General features: G+C 68.7%; 15 protein-coding genes and 1 pseudogene. 4 read left to right on the top strand and 12 right to left on the bottom strand.

What is annotated here, in order from left to right; translation table 11 throughout:
* Nucleotides 1–8: 8 nt before the first annotated feature.
* Nucleotides 9–1,481: an IS66 family transposase gene (tnpC, locus tag VIM26_RS03780; RefSeq protein ID WP_331949000.1), complete on the bottom strand. Its 1,473-nt coding sequence runs from the start codon at nt 1,479–1,481 to the stop codon at nt 9–11.
* A 427-nt stretch (nt 1,482–1,908) separates the two neighbouring features.
* Between tnpC and VIM26_RS03775 the strand changes: the two genes are divergently transcribed.
* Nucleotides 1,909–2,526: a hypothetical protein gene (locus VIM26_RS03775; RefSeq protein ID WP_331948999.1), complete on the top strand. Its 618-nt coding sequence runs from the start codon at nt 1,909–1,911 to the stop codon at nt 2,524–2,526.
* Between the two features lie 31 nt (nt 2,527–2,557).
* Here the strand turns inward: VIM26_RS03775 and VIM26_RS03770 are convergent, their stop codons facing one another.
* Both VIM26_RS03770 and VIM26_RS03765 read right to left on the bottom strand, forming a co-directional pair.
* On the bottom strand, nt 2,558–3,112 hold the full coding sequence (locus tag VIM26_RS03770; protein WP_331948998.1) for a hypothetical protein: 555 nt from the start codon (nt 3,110–3,112) through the stop codon (nt 2,558–2,560).
* 175 nt (nt 3,113–3,287) lie between these two features.
* Nucleotides 3,288–4,124: a methyltransferase domain-containing protein gene (locus VIM26_RS03765; protein ID WP_331948997.1), complete on the bottom strand. Its 837-nt coding sequence runs from the start codon at nt 4,122–4,124 to the stop codon at nt 3,288–3,290.
* A gap of 763 nt (nt 4,125–4,887) precedes the next feature.
* On the opposite strand from VIM26_RS03765, the gene VIM26_RS03760 reads away from it, so the two are divergent.
* Nucleotides 4,888–6,072: a hypothetical protein gene (locus tag VIM26_RS03760; RefSeq protein WP_331948996.1), complete on the top strand. Its 1,185-nt coding sequence runs from the start codon at nt 4,888–4,890 to the stop codon at nt 6,070–6,072.
* 323 nt (nt 6,073–6,395) lie between these two features.
* Here VIM26_RS03760 and VIM26_RS03755 read toward each other — a convergent pair whose 3' ends face one another.
* From VIM26_RS03755 to VIM26_RS03740, 4 genes and pseudogenes are all read right to left on the bottom strand, one after another.
* The gene (locus VIM26_RS03755; protein WP_331948995.1) at nt 6,396–6,830 is read right to left on the bottom strand and encodes a hypothetical protein; all 435 of its coding nucleotides are present in this window, start codon (nt 6,828–6,830) and stop codon (nt 6,396–6,398) included.
* A gap of 1,275 nt (nt 6,831–8,105) precedes the next feature.
* Entirely contained in the window at nt 8,106–8,573 is a 468-nt protein-coding gene (locus tag VIM26_RS03750; protein WP_331948994.1) for a GNAT family N-acetyltransferase, read from the bottom strand.
* Between the two features lie 91 nt (nt 8,574–8,664).
* The gene (locus VIM26_RS03745; protein WP_331948993.1) at nt 8,665–9,636 is read right to left on the bottom strand and encodes a L,D-transpeptidase family protein; all 972 of its coding nucleotides are present in this window, start codon (nt 9,634–9,636) and stop codon (nt 8,665–8,667) included.
* Nucleotides 9,637–10,081: 445 nt separating this feature from the next.
* Nucleotides 10,082–10,906: pseudogene (locus VIM26_RS03740) on the bottom strand (sulfurtransferase); the annotation flags it as partial.
* A 289-nt stretch (nt 10,907–11,195) separates the two neighbouring features.
* Here VIM26_RS03740 and VIM26_RS03730 point away from each other — a divergent pair.
* On the top strand, nt 11,196–11,954 hold the full coding sequence (locus tag VIM26_RS03730) for an AfsR/SARP family transcriptional regulator (protein ID WP_331948992.1): 759 nt from the start codon (nt 11,196–11,198) through the stop codon (nt 11,952–11,954).
* 71 nt (nt 11,955–12,025) lie between these two features.
* Here VIM26_RS03730 and VIM26_RS03725 read toward each other — a convergent pair whose 3' ends face one another.
* The 5 genes from VIM26_RS03725 to VIM26_RS03705 form a co-directional block, all read right to left on the bottom strand.
* Nucleotides 12,026–13,639 carry a DUF6270 domain-containing protein gene (locus VIM26_RS03725; protein WP_331948991.1) on the bottom strand — a complete coding sequence of 538 codons (1,614 nt, stop codon included), beginning with the start codon at nt 13,637–13,639 and terminating at the stop codon, nt 12,026–12,028.
* Nucleotides 13,636–14,067 (bottom strand): glycosyltransferase, encoded by a 432-nt coding sequence (locus VIM26_RS03720; protein WP_331948990.1) that lies wholly within the window; start codon nt 14,065–14,067, stop codon nt 13,636–13,638. The genes VIM26_RS03725 and VIM26_RS03720 overlap by 4 nt, the downstream gene beginning before the upstream one ends.
* Nucleotides 14,068–14,143: 76 nt before the next feature.
* Nucleotides 14,144–14,803, bottom strand: coding sequence for a hypothetical protein (locus tag VIM26_RS03715; protein WP_331948989.1), 660 nt, complete (start codon nt 14,801–14,803; stop codon nt 14,144–14,146).
* A 32-nt stretch (nt 14,804–14,835) separates the two neighbouring features.
* Entirely contained in the window at nt 14,836–16,191 is a 1,356-nt protein-coding gene (locus VIM26_RS03710; RefSeq protein WP_331948988.1) for an MFS transporter, read from the bottom strand.
* Nucleotides 16,188–16,679 (bottom strand): MarR family transcriptional regulator, encoded by a 492-nt coding sequence (locus tag VIM26_RS03705; RefSeq protein ID WP_331948987.1) that lies wholly within the window; start codon nt 16,677–16,679, stop codon nt 16,188–16,190. The genes VIM26_RS03710 and VIM26_RS03705 overlap by 4 nt, the downstream gene beginning before the upstream one ends.
* A gap of 111 nt (nt 16,680–16,790) precedes the next feature.
* Between VIM26_RS03705 and VIM26_RS03700 the strand changes: the two genes are divergently transcribed.
* Nucleotides 16,791–17,309, top strand: coding sequence for a VanZ family protein (locus VIM26_RS03700; protein WP_331948986.1), 519 nt, complete (start codon nt 16,791–16,793; stop codon nt 17,307–17,309).
* Nucleotides 17,310–18,134: the final 825 nt, after the last annotated feature.

Here is an 18,134-nt window from a genome sequence, read left to right as displayed (position 1 = left end):
GTAACTGGTCAGGTGGTGGCGGGGTACCAGGGGTCTTGGCTTGTGAGGCGGTTGAGCGCGTCGAACATGGTGATGCCGTGCTTGGCGGCGGTCGCGATGTAGGAGCGGATGGCGGCGAAGTCTTTCGCGCCTTTCATGGTGCGCATGCTTCCGGATATTTTTTGCCGGATTTTGACCATGCGGATCTGCTGCTCGGCCGCGTTGTTCGTGAAGCTGACGGACAGGTCGGTGGCGAACCGTAGGTAGTCGTCGGTGCGTTTGAGGATCCGCCGGGCGAGTGCACGGTGCTTTTGTTCGACCTTGTTCGTCGGGGTCGTGTTCGCTCCGATGAGGGCGCCGTGGCGGATGAGTTCGGTTTGGGTCGCCAGCAGGTCGGTGTCGATGGCGTCGGCTGCGGATTCTTTGGCTTGGTTGACGGCTGCCAGGACGGTGAGCAGGGAGTCGGTGACCTGGGTGGCCCAGCACCACCCGTCGGGTCCGGGTGTGTCCCCGGTCTGTTCGTGGTGCTCGGCGACCGCGGCGAGCTCGCGCAGCAGGTGGGAGTTGCACAAGGAGTGCGTGGCGCCGGTGTACCGGTCGTAGGGCGCGAACGCGTCGTGCACGGCGGTACCGGTGAACGTGGGTAGGACCCCCATGTCGTCCATCGCGGTCTTCCCGCGGTTCGGGTGGGCGTGCAGCAGGGAGTACCGCTCGGTGGACGCGGAGTGCATCCAGGCGAGGCGACCCTCGCAGCGCAGCCCGGTCTCGTCGAAGTGCGCGACGGCTGCGGCGGCGATCTGGGCGCCGATGTGCGACACGAACGGGGCGAGGTCATCGGCGGCGCGGGTGGTGGCCGCGGCGACCGTGGCCGGGGAGACCGGTGCGCCGAACAGGTCCGACAGCGCGTGGGCGGTCCGCTCCCGGGACAGGAACTGCCCCGCGAACAGGTACACCATGACCGCTTGGGCGCTCGGCCCGTACTGCACCGGTGCGTTCACCCCGGCCGGGGCGTGCCCGGCGGTGGTGGTCCCGCACTGGCATTGCCGGCTGATGATCTGGTGCTCGACCACGTGCAGGGCGATGGGTGGGATGTCGAACACCTGCGCCCGGCTGGTGCCCACCACGGTCGCGCCGGCCAGGTCCGCTCCGCACCCGCCGCACTGCGGTGGTTCGTGGCGCACCACGACGTCGGGGTTCGCGACCTGCCGCAGGGTGGTTCCCTCGTGGCCGGCCTGCCCACCGGGCGGGCGCCCGGACGGCTTCCGCAGCGACTTCGGGGCCGGCTTGCCCAGGCCGTCCGAGGACGGCGGCTTGGATGAGTTCCGCGAGTTTGTGCGCACCTGGGCCTCGAGCTCACCGATCCGGCCCTTCAATGCGTGATTCTCCTCGCGCAAGACCACCATTTCGTCCTCCAGCGCGGTGAACTTCTGGGTCAACGCCGAAAGCTGCGCGTTCAGCACCGACACCAATTCCGCCAGCTCGGAATAAGTCGGTGCGTTCATGAGAGTATTCTCGCACCTACGGGCAATCAATCAGGTGCGACACGCCGCACAATTCACGACGAACCGATTTTCAATCAACCAAGATGGTGATACTTCCAAATCGGACGCCTATTCAAACTGCGATGAGCGCCTCGCGCGGATCAGCCCGCCCCACCCCACGACAACCTGACCAGTTACCAACAGAGTAGGCAGGCCACGTCTCAGCGGAAACCGTGCCGGTCTCATGTCTTTGCGGTTGCCCGTTCTTCCAGTGCCTGTTCTGGTCTCGGGAATCTGTACCACCAGCTGGTCGCCTGGTGACGACGTCCACCGGTGAGGTGTTGGTGGTCAAGACATCCGCGGACGACGACGCCCCGCGCGGCGCTCGTGGGATCTGCGATGGACGTCGGGGCCGCCCTGGCGACTATCCACGCCCAGGACGCGGGCAATGCCGAGCCGGGTGGGCGTTTCTGCGGAACGTTTCATCTCGGAACTCGAGACGGAAACGATCACCCACCACTTGCTCAACTCATCCGTCAACGCGGCTGCGGTTCGTCGGCAAGCCGTGCGGCACAATGCGGCTGTGAAGAAACCGGAGGACCTCCCGCTTCCCCTCGACGAGATCACCACCGAACTGCGCCGCCTCGCCAGCACCCTCACCACCCGCCTCGCCGGCGTCGCGACCGTCGGGCGCGAACGCGCCGAGGCGATCGGCGTTGTGGAGGGTGCGAACGTGGATCCTGCAGCCCAGGGCGCCGTGCCCGTGTGGTGGATGCACTCGGCGGAGGAAATCACCGTCGGACTTGGCGACGCAGTCGGGTGGGACCTGCCGCGCACGGCGGAAAGCGTCGAGGTCGTGCAAGCGATCGTGGACGCGGCCGTAGCCGGCGCCGTCGAGGTGGGCAAGGGTCGCGGCATCACTACCTACCGGGTGCGCACGCCGGACGGTGTCTTGCGGGAAAGCACGCACGAGGGGCTAGCAGGATTCCTGCTGTCAATGCCGTGGAAGCCGCGCCTGCGCTGGGAGACTGCGGCGCCGTACGCGCCAAGCAAAGCCGCTCGGTAGCGAGCCCACGCCGAGGGCTCGGCGGTGGCCGCTACGGTCCGGGCAAGCGCCAACCCCACTGCCATGGCCACAGAAAGCGCCGACCGCGATGAGCCAACTCGTCATACGGGAAGGCGGCAACGCGCTCGGTAGCATTGACGAACGCCGCCTCGTACTCGTCTCGCTCGAAGACGAATGGCTCGGAGATGCCTTCCACCGGGGCCGCCCCCGTCGCGGAGCCCTCCCACAGGAAATTTGACCAGGTCACCGCGGACGGGGTGAGCGTCAGTCGAGCGGTCAGGGTTCCACAGCCGACGTCGCCGCACAGCTTGCAGACCAAGAGCTCGACCCGTGGAGCATCGGTCTCGCAGGTTCCGCGTCGGCCTAGCAGGACCTCAACCGCTTCGGTGACGAGTGCCTCGTCCCAGGTCCGGCACAACGCAGTGACCATGTCGTGCCCGCCCTCGACGCGCTCGCGGAGCGAGGTCCCGTCGACGACCAAGTCAAGGAAGTGCTGCTGCGGGTGTCGGGTGATGTTGCCGTCGATGACGTCATACGAAACAACGACCGGTTCTAATCGCAGGGTCGCGAGCCTCAGGTCGCCCATGTGCGCCAGTCTGTCATCGAGACCACAGCGACGATGGCCGAGCATGACGCGGGCTGACCCCGACGGTGTTTGCGGGGCATCCCGGGGTGACCGCCACGCGCCGATGCCCGGCCGATGTCGGATTCGCCGTTTGCCAGTGCGCGACCCGACGCTGTGCAGTCCATCAGGCGTTCGGCTACGGGCGAGTTGCAGCCACCGCGTGCATCGTGAGCGACATGGTGAATCGTCCCTGACGGGCGGCGTCGTGAGCGGTGGTGACGAACCGGTCGAGTTCATTCGCTTCGAGCTCGCCTGCGTCGATGACGTCCTGTGCGAGGTCTCGCATCGAGAAGCAACCGTCGGGCGCGGGGGACGAGTCGGGGTCCCAGCTCGACCAGACCTGGGTCGCCTGCGTCGAGACGATGCCGCGGAAGCCGACCGCGCGGGCCAGATCAGCGAGACGACGGCCGATGCGGGAGGGTCGGGCGCGCTCGACGCACATGGTCCGACGCACGGCATCGGCGAGGTCGTCGGCGCCGAAGTCGAGCCGGAGTGACCCCCAGTCGGTGTCGATGAGCGAGAGTCGTCCACCGGATCGCAGCACTCGCGCCAGCTCGGTGACGGCTGCCTGCGGGTCGGGGAGCCACTGGAGAACACGTTCGCTGCGGGCGACATCGAACGACCCGGACGGGACGTCGAGGGCCTGCGCGTCGCTGAGCGCGAAGCGCGCCGGGCAGGCGGCATCCCAGCTCGATCGGGCTGCGTCGAGCATGGCCATGCTCGCGTCGAGGCCGATGACCTCGCCGGTTGGTCCCAAGTCGACTGCGAGCGCGCGGGCCGCCTCGCCGAGACCGCAGCCGACGTCGAGGAGCCGCTCCCCCGTGGTCAGCCGCAGGTTGTCGCGCTCCCATGCCCGGAGGTCGACAGTCGCGCTCCAGCCAGCGTTGGCAATCATGCGCGCGAGCAGGACTCTCGGGTCTGGGGATGCGTCCACCCGCCGATAGCCCAGCGCGTGGACGTCGTCAGTACTCATCGACGAAGGCTAGACCGGCGTAGAGCGGGCAGAAGGCAGCGGAGTCGAGGTTCGGGCACAGGACAGCGCTCAACGCCACCAAGTCGTCGGCGGGACCGGCGCTTGACGACCGTTGAGCGTTGTCCCGTGCGTCGCGGAGCGGGTCCGCCAACTGGCAGCCCTGGCAGGACCGTGCCGCGTTCCCGCGGGAACGTCTCATCCCGTGATTCGGAACGAAATCGTTCACATGCTGATCTCTCGGGTCAGCCTCCGAAATCGGGACGTTCCCGCGGGAACGTGTGCGCGGCGCGGCGCGGCGAAGCTGCCCAACGGAGCTGAGCGACCACTATGAGCGGTCCGGGCGGGCATCGCTTAGCACCAACTAAGCGGCGTCCGCTGCTGACCGTCGACGATGTTTCTTGTGCTCCCACTGCCAGTTTGTATTTCCAAACCGAGGAAGTAGGTTTGATCTCGAAGCGCCTGCGAGAGATTCAGAATGAACCGCTCATCGCCGCGACCATGCAGAGGCTCAAGAATGACAGCCTAGACGGCCGTGCAAGCCAGTTTGTGCCTTTGGAACTGGCGTTGGCTCGGGATGCTGTGCAGTAGGGACTGCTCTCCCGGCGAGGCGCTCGCTCGTTGCACCGTTGTGCAGTTACGGTGCCCGCGTGAACGTGCCGGAGCATGTCAGCGCGACGCCGGGACCGCCAAGGTCCACAGCGAGTCAGGTCTGCTCGTTCCTCGGCAGGCACTTCGCCGACGACGACGGCACGGGTGCCCGGTCGTGACGCGCGACTTGTCCTGGCTGCCCGAGCGGCATCTCCCGGTCGTGGCGGCGCTCGCCCACGCCGACGATCTGCTGGGCCAGGTGGCCAACTTGGTGTACGACTTCGGCACAACGCCGCATGGCGGACTCACTGTAGAGATGGTCGCTCGCGAAGGCATGGCCGTGGCCATCGTGGCCGGGGTCACGCCGCTGCCGCCGGCGCTCTCATTTTATGTCGCCGACGTCCTGACGACATTGCGCGCTGCCGTCGAGCACACTCTCTACGCGGAGGTCGAGCATGCCAATCGGGCACCCCTGACGACGGCCGAGGCACGGGCGATTGAGATGCCAGCTTTCGACACAGCGGACAAGTTTGAGAAGTGGCTGGCGGACCGAAAGAACCGAGCTCCCAAGCCACTGCAACTCCGTTCCTCGCCCGTGCTGACCTACATACGCGCGCTTCAGCCGTACCAGCGGCGAAATTCTCCTCAGGACCACCCCATGGCGCTGCTCGCGGCTCATACGAATGTCATGAAGCATCGGTCGCCCGCGGTCTCTGCGCTCCGCATCGAGACCGGCCCCCTGTCACCGGCTTCGGATCCACGGATCGAGTACTTCCAGACCCTCGGCCCGGTACGGGTCGGCGATGTGCTGGCGAGGTTGCCGATCGACTTGGCGGCAGCCGAGCCCGAGATTCAACTCAACGTAATTCTCGGAGTTCAGCGGCCAGGTACTAACCAGTGGCCGACCGTCATACTGGAGTTGGGAGAAATCGCCCACTGGGTCCGCACCCGAGCCGTGCCGATCCTGATCACCGGCACGCCCGACGTCGACCATCTCCCGGCTTGGTATGACACCACCGTCGGGCATCACGACCATCGCGCAGCGATCTCCGCCGGCACTTGGACCACAGCCGTGGACCGGCACGAGCAACGGATTCTCGCCTTCCGTCTGCGCTGGCGGCTTCCTCGAATCATCCTCTTCGGCGCTTCGCCCACCGCGGCAGCCACGGTGAACCGATGGGTCGCCGCGCTCGACGAAGCCGAGGTGCTGGAGCGGTATGAACGCTTCCAACGCTGCGTCGACGATGAAGCAGCCGCGTACGCCTTGGCCGCTCAGATGATCGGCGAGGCACAAGAGTTCGAACGCCAACGAGCCGCAGCAGAGCCGGAACTACCCTCCTTGTCGGAGGGCGCCCCCTGAGGTCAAGTGCCCCCGACAGGAGCTCGCGGCTTACGAACGCACCGCCAGAATCTCGACCTCAGCAGCGGGTAGGACCGATGCTGAGCGACCGTTATGAGTTGCGGCTCTTAAATTCGCGCTTCGCTTGCCGACAGCTGGCAGGCCCGCAGGCGGACCCATACGTGGATCTCATTCCGCCTTGCCGACTCCCTGCGCGGGGCGAATGGCGACGTGTGCCGGACAGCAGTATCTCCTGACGACCGGCGGTGCCCTCGCTTCGAGAGGCATGGTTGGTGAGCCCTTCTTGTCAGCGTTTGGTCTTGTTGTCTGCGGGGATTGAGGGCCTATTCGGCAAGCCGCACGCCGCGGGGAAAGATTCCCCAGCGTGGTCGCCCTGTCCTCAACCAGACGAGAGTCTGCAATATTGCGGGGATTGGCGAAAGGACCATGACTAGCCGAGAGGTCGCCAACTCTCGCGGATCGACGTAGTAGGTGACGTCGTCGACAGCCATTACCCGGCGAGGATCGTCCAGCAGGTAGGCCACGCGCAGTCCGCGTGCATAGGCAGGGTCGTCCTCAGCGGAAGGATTCGATCCGAGCAATAAGGTGTTTACTCGTGTCCCATCCTCGGTCTTGAAGGTCACCTCTGCCCGCTCATAGCCGTAACGTCCTCTCTCAATTGTTATGCGCACGGCTTCGGCGACTGTATGGGTCCCGTGGTCCTCAAGTGACAAGGAGAGTCTGTGCAGGTCGACGTCATACGGGTAGATGAACAGCATGCTGGCGAAAACACTTGCGCCGGCCAGAGAGATCAGGAAGCAGATGGTCGCAGTCCAACGCCCCCCACGCCCGGGCCGCCGGCCTCGCGAGCGTCGCGGTCGGATCGGTGGGAACCCTGGCGGCTTGGATGCATCCGACGGGTTCTCGCGCTTCGGCCATGACGGCCCGGCCTTACGCGCCCCTCTGCTCACGTCACCGCCGCGGTGACCGACCGGGCGAACGCCGGCGCAAGGATGCGATTGAGCGCTGTTCTTGGGCCCGGTCTGGCGGGTGGAACGCCTCGATCGCCGGTAGTCACGAGCCCATCATGCACCGTGCTCGAAACGCGACCGGCGGCCGCTCCGCGCGATGGACCAGAACTGCGACAGATCCGGGCGCGCGCAGCCGCCCGCGCAGCGGCAAGACCCGGACGCCGGTAGCAAGCAGCTCAGATCGGTGGCACGTACGTATGCCATCGAACTAGATCGCAATCGGGCCAGTCCTGACACGTCAGTCGGGTAATCGTCGGACCCGCCCCGCACGGGCGCTGCGTGCCGGCAGAGAGCGACCGCTAGGCGGCGTCGACCGACTCGGCATCAGCGTGTGCCAGCCCGCCGCGGACGGCTCTGGGTCATTCGCCCCAGGGCAGTTGGCTCTTCAGGTCGGCGCGCGGAGGCTGCATCCCGCGATGCCTGCGTCACGGCGACCGCCATCAGGTCCGCGCCGTCCGGGTGCGACCGCCAGCCTCGAGTTGACATAGGCGCACGATGTGCAAGTCGTGGTGGTCGACCTCCGCGTGGAAAGATGCGACTGTGAAGAATGTTTGGACCGTAGCCGTCTACGTGGGTACCTTCGCTGTGCTCGAGGTCGTCTGTCGGCTCGTGCTGCACCTCTCGGACAGTGTGACGCCACTGATCGTAATTCCCCTTCCCCTCGCCGCGGCGCTCCTTACCCGTCGAATGCTGGGTCGTCGCGCGGACAGCGAGAGTCCCGAGCCCTAGGAAAGACGCTCTCTGCACCGGGTGCCACGGGATTCGTGGCATCTGAGCCACGCACGGTCGTCGGTATGAGTGGGCGGTTGTACTGCCCGGCCGCCACCCCCGCCCAGCGCACAAGAACCGTTAGCAATAAAGCCAGTAGGTCGCCCAAGAGTCGCCTCGAGGGCAACCCGCCGCGCTGGTCGCCAAACATCACATAGCGCCACCTAAGTCGCTGGCGAAACCGGCCCGGAGCGGCCGTCAGGCGAGCGCAACCCAATACCGTCGAATACGCCCCGACTCGGTCTAACGCACGTTCTACAGCAGCCCGCCGTTGTGCTCAATGACGCGTGCCGATGCCGCATTGTCGTCCCGGCAGGTGATGAGGACCCGGTCGAGCCCCTTCATCCTGGCCGTCGACAGAACCTGCGCCAGCGCCCACGTCGCCAGACCGCGCCCGCGTGCCGACGGGCGGATGCCGAAGCCGACGTGACCTGCCCGCAGGACGAGGTCGTTCGACTGGTGGCGCAGGGCGATGCCGCCGAGGAGGGTGTCTCCCTCGACGATCCACCAGCAGGTCCCGTGGACCTCTCCCGGGGCCGGGGGCACGGTCGCATCCGACTGCAGCCGCAAGCGCCGAACCCAGGCCGCGAATCCGTCGTCCGTCTCGACGTCGTCCTCGGTGTGCAGTCCGAATCCGTCCTCGTGGATCCCTGGACCCCAGTCGTCGCGCGCTGCCCGCCATGCCGCCCGCAGACGCGTCGTCGGTTCCACAAGCGCTGGCATGCACGGAGCGTAACTGCTCACTCGGACGCGTCCTGAGACGCCACCGACGGGCTGACGACGGGCATGGCCGGCCGGCTGTGATCGGCGGTACCTAGCCGCCGTGGACGAGGATCGGGGTGCCCACCGGGGCCTTGAACTGGTCCCAGATCCAGTCGATCGCGTCGTTGGAGACCCGGACGCAGCCGTGCGAGGCAGGGTACGGCGGCACGGAGGGCGACCCGTGGATGGCCCAGCCGGCGCGGAAGTACTTCGGGCGATACATCGCACCCAGTTCGAGGGTCGAGTAGTGCGTGCCGTCGATCTGCTGCACGACCGTGAAGTCGCCCCTCGGGGTGAAGGCGGTGCGCATCGTGCCGAGCGCCTCGTACCGCCGACCGCTGCCGCTGGACGCGTTGATGGTCGCGACGACCCGGCCGTCCTGGACGGCCAGCACGAGCTGCCGGTCGAGGTCCACCTCGAGCACGTGCCCGGTGGTCGACCGCGGCGTCGGTCGGATGCCCGCGGCCAGGGCGGCGCGAGTGCTCGGTCCGACCACCCCGTCCCTGCTGATCCCGGCGGCCTTCTGCAGCGCCCACACGGCCTGCCGAGTGTTCGACCCGAAGTCGCTGTCAACTGCCGGCAGGAAATAGCCGAGCTCGCGCAGGCGGCGCTGCACCTGCGCGACCGCCGCGCCCTCGTCGCCCGACCGCAGCAGCGCGGGTCCGGGTGCCGGTGCCGACGCGGCGGCGGGGGACGGACTCTTCGGCGGGGCGGGTGACCGGGTCGGGACCGGAGCCGTGGACGGCGCGGAACTGGTCGGTGAGGGGCCGGCCGACGGGGAGAGGCTCGGGGACGGGCTTGCCGACGCGGCCCCGGTCGGGGAAGGGCTCAACGACTGGCCCGGGCTCGGCGACGCACCGGCTGCACCGCTGCTCGTGGGTCCGGGCTGGGAGGTCTCGACGTCCGACGCGGTGGCACCGGGGTGGGCCTGGCCGATGATCGGCGTGCAGCCGGCCAGCAGCAGTGCGACCGCGACGGCGACCGCCCCCGACGTGCCCCTCGCACCTCGTGGATCTGATCGCACCCTTGACGCCCTCGCTCCCCGGTCGGCTTCGCGCCGCCAGCGGAGCTCTGCTTGTCCGCCTGCCGGTGCGAAACCGCGGTGGCCGGCGCTGTACGGGCAGACTAGGTGCTGTCGGCGCAGCACACCGGTGCACCGGCGGCCCTTCGTCGTTTCGTGATCAAGTCGTGTCCGAGCGAGGCCGATCCGTGACCTCGTGCGCTCTTTCGTCGCCTGCCAGCACGCGGTCCCGCAGCAGGAGCGCGACATCGTCACACCAACCGCACCGCGGCAGTCCCCCGCGGGAACGTTCCTGCGGGAACGCCCCATCCCAAAGCCCAAGACAGATATGTTCACATTCCGAACCCCTCGCCAGGGGCTTCAGGTAGAGGGGTTCAGGTCGCTCACCGGACAGGTCCCGGATGGACTCACCGTGGTGGTCACCACCCTGATCGGCCACGACCAGGGCTCAGAGGTGGTCGGCGGAGAGCCGGTCACCGAGATCCGGCGCGTTTGCGCCGCCTGCCACCGGGGTGGACTGCGCATGCCCCCAGTCGGCCCAGGACCCGTCGTAGACACGCACATGTGCGCGGCCGAGCAGGTGCGCGAGGGCGAACCAAGCCGTGCACGCACGGGCCCCGATCGTGCAGTAGGTGATGATCTCGCCGCCTCCTGCGAGGTCGAGAGGGGCGAACACCCGGCGCAGATCCTCCGCGCTCCGGTACGCGCCGTGCTCGTCGAGCAACCCGTCGATCGGCACGTTGATCGCCGACGGCACGTGACCGGCGCGTCCCGTCGGCTCAGGTGCGCCGGACGGCCAGAACCGCTCACCGCGGAACTCGGTGCCGGTGCGCACATCGACGATCGTGCGGGCGGGGTCGCCGATCGCCGCGACGACCGCCGCGCGGTCGGCCCGGATCCTCTCATCGGGTGCGGGTAGCCGGTAGCTGGTTGCGGGGGCCGGCGCCGCTGCTGCGGTCCAGACTCGGCCGTCGTCGTGCCACGCCCCGCGGGCGCTGTCCAGGATCCGCACGTCGGAGTGGCCGTACCGCTTCATGAGCCAGAAGCCGATAGCTGGTGCGTAGCCGTAGAAAACGACCGTTGAACCTGGGGCGATCCCGGACCGGGTGACGAGTCGCTCGAACTCGGCTGGGCCAAGGAGCTGATAGCTCGCATCCTTGAGATCACGGTAGACATTCCAGAGCACGGCGCCCGGGATGTGCCCGTCGTCGTGGGCCGCTTGGCTCACATCGATCTCGACCACGCGTACCGCCGGGTCGTCAAGGTGGTCCTCGAGCCATTGCTGTCGCGAGCACGTCCTGACGAGTCACGCTCTCGTGGGTCGTGGTGCTCATGTCAGACCTTCCGTCGCAGGGCTACTCGACCTGGATCCAGCCGAGCAGGTCCTGCTGCCCGACTGCCTCCAGGAGGTCGGGATGGTCGGTCTCCAGGTGTCCGCGGATCGTGGCGATCACTTCGCTGTTGGTGTCGCCCCGAGCCACGAACCCGCATTCGCATCGGATGATCCTGGCCATCTCGTCCTTCACTGTGTTGTACGCCCGGAGAGTTGTCAGAATGTTGGCATGACCTTGGCGCCGGGTCCGGTGAACAGGATCCAGCTATGTGGAGGATGCGTCCTCGAGTGGGACGGGGTCCGCCTCGACGACCGCCTGCCCGGACGCCAGGGCCGACTCCTGTTCGCCTATCTTGTGCTGAACCGGCACCGCTCGACCACCCGTGCCGAGCTGGCCGAGGCCTTGTGGTCGCGGGAGCACCCCGCCGCCGCCGAAGCCGGGATCAACGCCCTACTCTCCAAGCTCCGGCGGATCCTGGGGCCCGGGGTCGTCGACGGGCGCTCGAGCCTGCACCTGCGGCTCTCGCGGGACACGGACGTCGACGTGGAGACGGCCGTGTCCGCCGTGCATCGGGCGGAGTCGCGGGTCGCCCTCGGTGAGTTCAAGAACGCCTGGGCGCCGTCGCTGACGGCGCTGTTCATTGCCGAGCGCGAGCTCCTGCCCGGCGAGAGCGCCCCCTGGATCGACGAGCACCGCGTCCGGATGGAGGACGTCCGGCTCCGGGCACTGGAGGCCCACGCGGCTGCGGCCTACGGGACGGGCGGGACCGAGCTCCCCGGAGCGGTTCGCACCGGGCGCCGCCTCATTCAGCTCGCGCCCTTGCGCGAGACCGGCTATCAGATCCTCATGCAGGCGCTAGCCCGCCAGGGCAACGTCGCCGAGGCGCTTGGCGTCTACAGCCGGCTGCGTGACATCCTCCGCGACGAGCTCGGGGTCTCGCCCAGCGCCGAGACGCAGGCTGTTTACGACCACCTGCTTCATTCCTGACGGTGCGGGGAGACGAGACGCCCGGTCGTGATTGGGCGACGACGACGGCGAGCGCCGCCGACGTCGCCCCGCTACCACCCTTGCTTCAGATAGCGGCGCACAGTCCCCAGCACCCTGTCCTTCGGCCGGAGCGCGTGCCCGCTGACTTCGCCGGAGACCCAGAACATCTGGTCACCGATGACCTCGACGTCCTCGGCGAGCCCGGCCAGGTCGCCGATAAGACTGGCCTGGGCCCGGAAGGTCGACTCGTCCGTGTTGCTGATGATTACGAACGGGGGGATCCGCCCGCTCCGCGCGAACCGGGCCCGCACGTCGACCTGCTCCGGGCGGGAGACCTCGTACTCGGCCAGGGAGCACCCCGTGACCCGTTCCTCCACCAGGCGCAGCGCGTTATGGATCGGCCAGTCCCTGATGCTGAGCTGCGGCACCTCGGCGACCGCCAGCGCCCCATGCAGGCAGGAGGCCAGGCCGAGGGCGCCGAACCCGCCCATCGATGACCCGTAGAACAGGACCTTGTCCTCCGCGACGCCCAACCGGCGCGCGATGCGCTGCGTGACGTCGGCCAGGATCTCGATGAGGTCGTGCTCCGGATGCACGAACCAACTGCCGCAGAGCTCGTCATCCTGGTAGAGGGCGGGGTCACTCAGGGCCAGCACGCTGACCTCCGGCAGGTCCAGGTGCCACGGCCAACGGTGGAACGACGGGTTGCGCTGCGTGCTCATCGCGGACGGCGCGCTCGGCAGGAACACGACCAGGTGGTCGGACGCGGCGCGGGCCGCGAGGAAGGCATGCGCCGCGAGCCCGGGCGCGATCGCGTGCCGCAGGTGGATCGGCGGTCCGGCCACCGAGGACCGCGCCTCCCAAGAATCGAGGGAGGTGTCCTGAATGGGTGCATCGAAGCGCGGCACCGCGGAGGATCCGGGTTCGGTCGGCGGCACGCCCCTCTCGCGGGCCTCGGCGCAGAGCTCGGCGGCGTGCAGCAGCGCCTCGATGAAGCGCAGGCCGTACTCGCGGGTGAAGTGGAACGGGGACCTGCCCCACGTGTGCTCCTCCGCGCCCACGTTCGGCATGCCGGTCACGGTCACGAACTGATGGGCCAGGAGATCGAGTGCCATCCGGTCGTACAGCCGCGCCAGGAACGCGTTCGCGCGCGTGATGGCCTCGGGTTTGTGCGCAGGCTCGAAGCTCTTCCCCGACTCGCTCTCGGTGGCCCAGAACACGCGGTGCACCAGGAGGTCGCCCTTCTTTCGGCGCGCCTCCAGCGCCTCGAGCAACCGCAGCCACCCGGTCGTCCAGAGCTCGAAGAACTCCTCGGACCCTGACCTGATCCGGTCGACGGAGAGCTTCGCGGCCGGCAGCACCCTGGAGAGCTCGACGGAGTACGTGCACAGCGCCCCCGCGCCGTTGCGGAGCAGGTCGAACCGCTCGTCGATGAGGTCGACGACGAGCACGTCGAACTCCGCGGTCGCGACGAAGGTCGGCAGGTGCTTGACGAGGTCGTACTCGACGATCCGGCGCTGGAAGGCCGACGGGTTGGCCGCCAGGTCGACGCCGTCGTACGGGCGCGAGCCGAACGCGCTCGCGATCGAGCTGCGCGCGAAGTACCCCGCGATCGGCAGCTCGGCGCGCGAAGCGAGCTCGAGCGCATCGCGCGTGACACAGCTCCCGAGGATCGCGACCTTCATGCGGGCACGGCCCCAGAGCGATCGTCCGGCGCAACGTCGGGCCCCGCGGCGGTGAACAGGCTGATCTCGCGCCCGATCACCTCGCCTATCGCGGACTGGCCGCGTACCCGCTCCGCCGCGGCCCGGGACATCGAGGCGAACAGCGCCGGGTCCTCGTACAGCCGCGCGATGCCCGCGGCGAGCGCCGCGGCGTCGTCGGCGGGGGCCAGGATCGCGCTGCGGCTGTCGACGAACTCGGGCACCGCGCCGACGGCGTTGGTCACCGGGACCAGCCCCGAGGACATCGCCTCGTCCCGCGAGACCCCCTGGGTGTCCATCCGGGTCGGGCACAGGAAGATGCCGTGCGTGCGGTGCGCCTCGATGATCCCGGGCCGGGTGAGGAAACGGCGCTCGAGGTGCACGTTCGCCAGGTCGCGGATCGGCGTCACGGTCTCCTCGAACTGGGTGAAATCTACCGGCAAAGTAGTCGGCCGAATTTCACCGGCCGGCGGGGTGCGGGCCGCTTCACCAGGGCGTTGGCAGCACCGGCGGGACCTGGCGCGGACGCCGGCCATTGGCCCACCACACGATTCCACCGACGGTCATGCCGAGCCCCAGAAATCCCCCGAGGAGAGCGGCGACCGCCCCGATGACCGTCGAGAAGATGCCCATGAAGAACAGCGCGAAGTCCTCGTCCGGCGTGAGCATGACGGTCGCCGTCGAACCGTCGGCCATGGGCGGAGCCGTCACGGTGTACACGCCCGGCTCGGTTGCCACGAAGGCGCCGACGGAACGCGCTGCGACCCCGCCACGTTCGGCATTCAGCGAAACCTGCGGCTCGCCGTTCGTGGCGACCTCGGTCCCGTCGGGTGCGGTCACGCTGAGGTCGCCGGCCAGCCCGACGTCGCCGTCGGGCCTTCGCTGCGTGATCAAGATCGCGTAGCGGCCTGCCTCGAGCGTGATCTGCTCGGTCCCCGGCGCGCCGACCGTGCCGACCACCGCCGACCCCGGTCGGCCGCTCGAACCGAGCACGTCCAGCGGGAGCAGCCCGACGAACTGGCGAACCGTTGCGACGCCGAGCACAACGGCGCCCACGCACACGAGGGCACCGACAACGGTGAGGATCTTCGCGCCGCGGGTCGAGCGGCGGGAAACGGCAGGTCGTGGCGGCGCAGCGTAGGTCACCGGCGGAACCTACCGCGTTGGCGGGAGCGCTCTCAGGTCGCGTTCTGGTCCTGGAGCTCTCGGCTGCGGATCCGGTTCGCCAGGTCCTCGCGCGCGCCCCGCTCGGCGTCGGATCCCGGTGCCGGGACCGCGTCGAGATAGGTCACGCGCAGGTGCGGCCGGCTGAGCACGCGGTAGCGCACCTCGAGGTGCCAGTGCCGCACGACCCAGATCGCGGCACCGGTGGCGACCAGCAGCGCGCTGATCGAGCCGATGCCGATCGACCACCGGGCGCCGAACGTCTCCCCGATCCAGCCGACCAGCGGTGAGCCGATCGGCGTCGCGCCGAGGAAGACCATCATGTACAGCGCCATCACGCGCCCGCGCAGCGCCGGGTCGGTGGTCGTCTGGATGGTCGCGCTGGCCGCCGTCATCATCGTGAGCGACGCGAGCCCCACCGGGATGCAGGCGATCGCGTACGACGGGTACGTGGGCATCAGGGCCATCACGCCGTCTGCGATGCCGAACGCGAACGCCGAACCGATCACCAGCCGCACGCGCGGCCGCTCGCGGCGTGCGGCCAGCAGGGCACCGGCGAGCGAACCGATCGCCAGGATGGACCCGAGGATCCCGTACTGCCCGGCGCCCATGCCGAACTCCGTGCGCGCCATCAGCGCGCTCGTGAGCTGGAAGTTCAGGCCGAACGTCGACACCACGCCGACGACGACGAAGATCACCAGGATGTCGCTGCGCCGGCGCACGTACCGCAGGCCGGCCCGGAGCTGACCCTTCTCGCGCACCGCGTGCGGCATCGGGCGCAGCTCGCGCGTGCGCATCTGGGTGAGCGCGAAGATCGTCGCTGCGAACGACACGCCGTTGATCATGAAGACCCAGCCGGTCCCGACCCACGCGATCATCAGGCCGGCGAGACCCGGGCCGATCAGCCGCGCGGCGTTGAACGACGCGCTGTTCAGGCCGACCGCGTTGGACAGCTTGTCGACCGGCACCATGTCGGCGACGAAGGTCTGCCGGACCGGGTTGTCGATCGCGGACACGCAGCCGAGCAGCGTGGCGAAGATGTACACGTGCCACAGCTCGACACGGCCGGAGAGCACGAGCGCGCCGAGCCCGAGGGCGAGCAGGGCGAGGCCGCTCTGGGTCCCGATGACGAGCTTGCGCCGGTTCACGCGGTCCGCGAGCAGGCCACCCAGCGGGGAGAGCACGAGGAACGGCAGGAACTGCAAGGCGGTGACGACACCGACGGCCACGCCGGAGTCGCCGGACAGGACGGTGAGCACGAGCCAGTCCTGGGCAACTCGCTGCATCCACGTACCGATGTTCGCGACGAGCGCTCCCGCGAACCACAACCGGTAGTTGAAATAACGCAGCGAGGAAAAAGTGGGACTCATGTAGTAGCGATCCTCCTGAGGATCTCGGTGGCTTCGGCCAGGGTGGTGCGCTCGGCGAGGGTCAGGCCGGCAAGGCGTTTCGCGAGCCACGCGTCGCGGCGACGTCGCGTCTCGCGCACCTCTTGCTCACCGGCGGGGGTGACGGTCACGAGCACCTGACGGCGGTCGGTCGGGTGCTCCCCGCGCGAGACGAGGCCCGCCTCGACGAGCGAGGTCACGGTGCGGGTCATGGACGGCGGCTGGACGTGTTCGCGCTCGGCGAGGGCACCGGGGGTGAGCGGTCCGAGCTTGGCCAGGGCGTGCAGCACGGAGTACTGGGCGTCGGTGATCTCGCTGCTGCTGCGCTCCATCCGCAACCGGCGACTCGAGCGCAGCAGGGCGAGGCGAAGCTCCCCGGCGAGCGTGCCGGGGCGGCACTGCGACGGCTTGACCGCCGACGACGACGAAGACGGCGCGAGAGCCGTGGCGGGGGATGTAGGGCTGGGCATGTCCTTAGCCTACGTCATTACCTTAGGTAACGACCTGCCGAAGCAGATTTCTCACCCGCTCGTTACCACACCTCACCCCCCGACTGGGCCCGAAATGCGTAGAATCACCCAATGCCATCCGATTCGCAGGTGCATCTGCCCCGGCGCGGATTGGCTTGGGCGCTCGCGGGCTACGCCGTCGTGCTGACCTTCGTGCTCGGCTGGCCGACGCCGGTCGACGCGCCGCTGCACACCACGCTTCTCGCGGCCCTGCGCTGGCTGCACGACCAAGGCCTGCCCTCCTGGATCGGCTACACAGAGGTGGAGTTCTCCGCGAACATCTCCCTGTTCGTGCCGGTCGGGGTCCTGCTGACCCTCGCGCTGCGTCGCGAGTGGTGGTGGGTGGCCGTGCTCGCCGGCTTCGGCTTCTCGACCCTCGCGGAGCTCGCGCAGGGTTCGCTGCTCCCGGAGCGCTTCGCCATGCCGCGCGACGTCGTCGCCAACACCCTGGGCACGCTGCTCGGCTCCGGCCTCGCGGTGCTGATCAGCCGCCGCCAAGCGCGCGCGCACCAGCGAGCCGCGCACCGCATCACATTCGAGCGCGTGAGCACGGCCGGGGCAGGTCGCGACCCCGCCGACGCCGACGCCTGACCGTTTCCAGGCTGAGCCTGACCGTTTCCAGGCTGAGCACGGGTCGGCGTCGTGGCGCACCGCGGCGGGCGGTTCGAGGCCGTCCGGTACGCCGGCAACGCCACGGACGCGGCCCTCCACTGTCGTCCTCATCCGGGAGGAGGCCGACGCCTTCGCCGAGATCCTCAGCGCCCCGGGGATCGCCGAACGGTTCACTGACGTCTGAGCTGAGTCTTCTGCCGCTCCTGCGCCGGCCGAACCGCACACCCGATCGTTCGTCACGAGCCGGGATTCTCATCGCTCGCCCGAGCAAGCGGTAATGGCTGCCGACCAACCGCGAACTGGGAGTTGTTGTCGTCGGAGCGCCGAAAACTCGACAACGACTCCCAGTTCGCGGCGCGAGCGAGCCGAGGACGGCGGGCCGAGGCCTTCGGCGTCGACGGCGGGCTCGGCCCCCTAGCACCGTGGGGTGGGCGGGGCTCAGTGCATCGCTCTGTGCGTCCAAAGTGCAGTGAATGAGGCGTTTTGGTGCACTTTTGCTGCACTGAGGGCTGCACTGAGGTCGCGTCGGCCGGCTGCCCGGACAGGCAAGAAGCTCACCGGTTTGCGGGGGGGGAGGTCCGCATCCGACCGGGGCGAGCTCAGCATTGTCGCGGACCTCACCTCGCTGGCGCCGAGCTCCGGCTCGATCGTCGCTGTCTACCCGATCACCGGGACGCAGGTGGGGTCGGGGTCCGGCGTGATCGGCTCGGTGTCGCTCGGGACCGGGCAGAGCGTCGGGTCCGAGGTGGGCACCGGGTCGGTGGCCGGCGGGGGATCGGTCGGGTCCGGGGTGGGCGTCGGGTC

Source organism: Pengzhenrongella sp. (genome assembly GCF_036565025.1).
Taxonomy (GTDB): domain Bacteria; phylum Actinomycetota; class Actinomycetes; order Actinomycetales; family Cellulomonadaceae; genus Pengzhenrongella.
This window is presented reverse-complemented; position numbering and strand designations above follow the sequence as displayed.

Bases quoted from the DNA above. Each gene is read 5' to 3' on its own strand.
- tnpC (WP_331949000.1), bottom strand. From the start codon at position 1,481: ATGAACGCACCGACTTATTCCGAGCTGGCGGAATTGGTGTCGGTGCTG.
- VIM26_RS03770 (WP_331948998.1), bottom strand. From the start codon at position 3,112: ATGGGCGACCTGAGGCTCGCGACCCTGCGATTAGAACCGGTCGTTGTT.
- VIM26_RS03750 (WP_331948994.1), bottom strand. From the start codon at position 8,573: ATGCCAGCGCTTGTGGAACCGACGACGCGTCTGCGGGCGGCATGGCGG.
- VIM26_RS03775 (WP_331948999.1), top strand. From the start codon at position 1,909: ATGCCGAGCCGGGTGGGCGTTTCTGCGGAACGTTTCATCTCGGAACTC.
- VIM26_RS03755 (WP_331948995.1), bottom strand. From the start codon at position 6,830: ATGCTGTTCATCTACCCGTATGACGTCGACCTGCACAGACTCTCCTTG.
- VIM26_RS03730 (WP_331948992.1), top strand. From the start codon at position 11,196: ATGACCTTGGCGCCGGGTCCGGTGAACAGGATCCAGCTATGTGGAGGA.
- VIM26_RS03705 (WP_331948987.1), bottom strand. From the start codon at position 16,679: ATGCCCAGCCCTACATCCCCCGCCACGGCTCTCGCGCCGTCTTCGTCG.
- VIM26_RS03725 (WP_331948991.1), bottom strand. From the start codon at position 13,639: ATGAAGGTCGCGATCCTCGGGAGCTGTGTCACGCGCGATGCGCTCGAG.
- VIM26_RS03765 (WP_331948997.1), bottom strand. From the start codon at position 4,124: ATGAGTACTGACGACGTCCACGCGCTGGGCTATCGGCGGGTGGACGCA.
- VIM26_RS03700 (WP_331948986.1), top strand. From the start codon at position 16,791: ATGCCATCCGATTCGCAGGTGCATCTGCCCCGGCGCGGATTGGCTTGG.
- VIM26_RS03710 (WP_331948988.1), bottom strand. From the start codon at position 16,191: ATGAGTCCCACTTTTTCCTCGCTGCGTTATTTCAACTACCGGTTGTGG.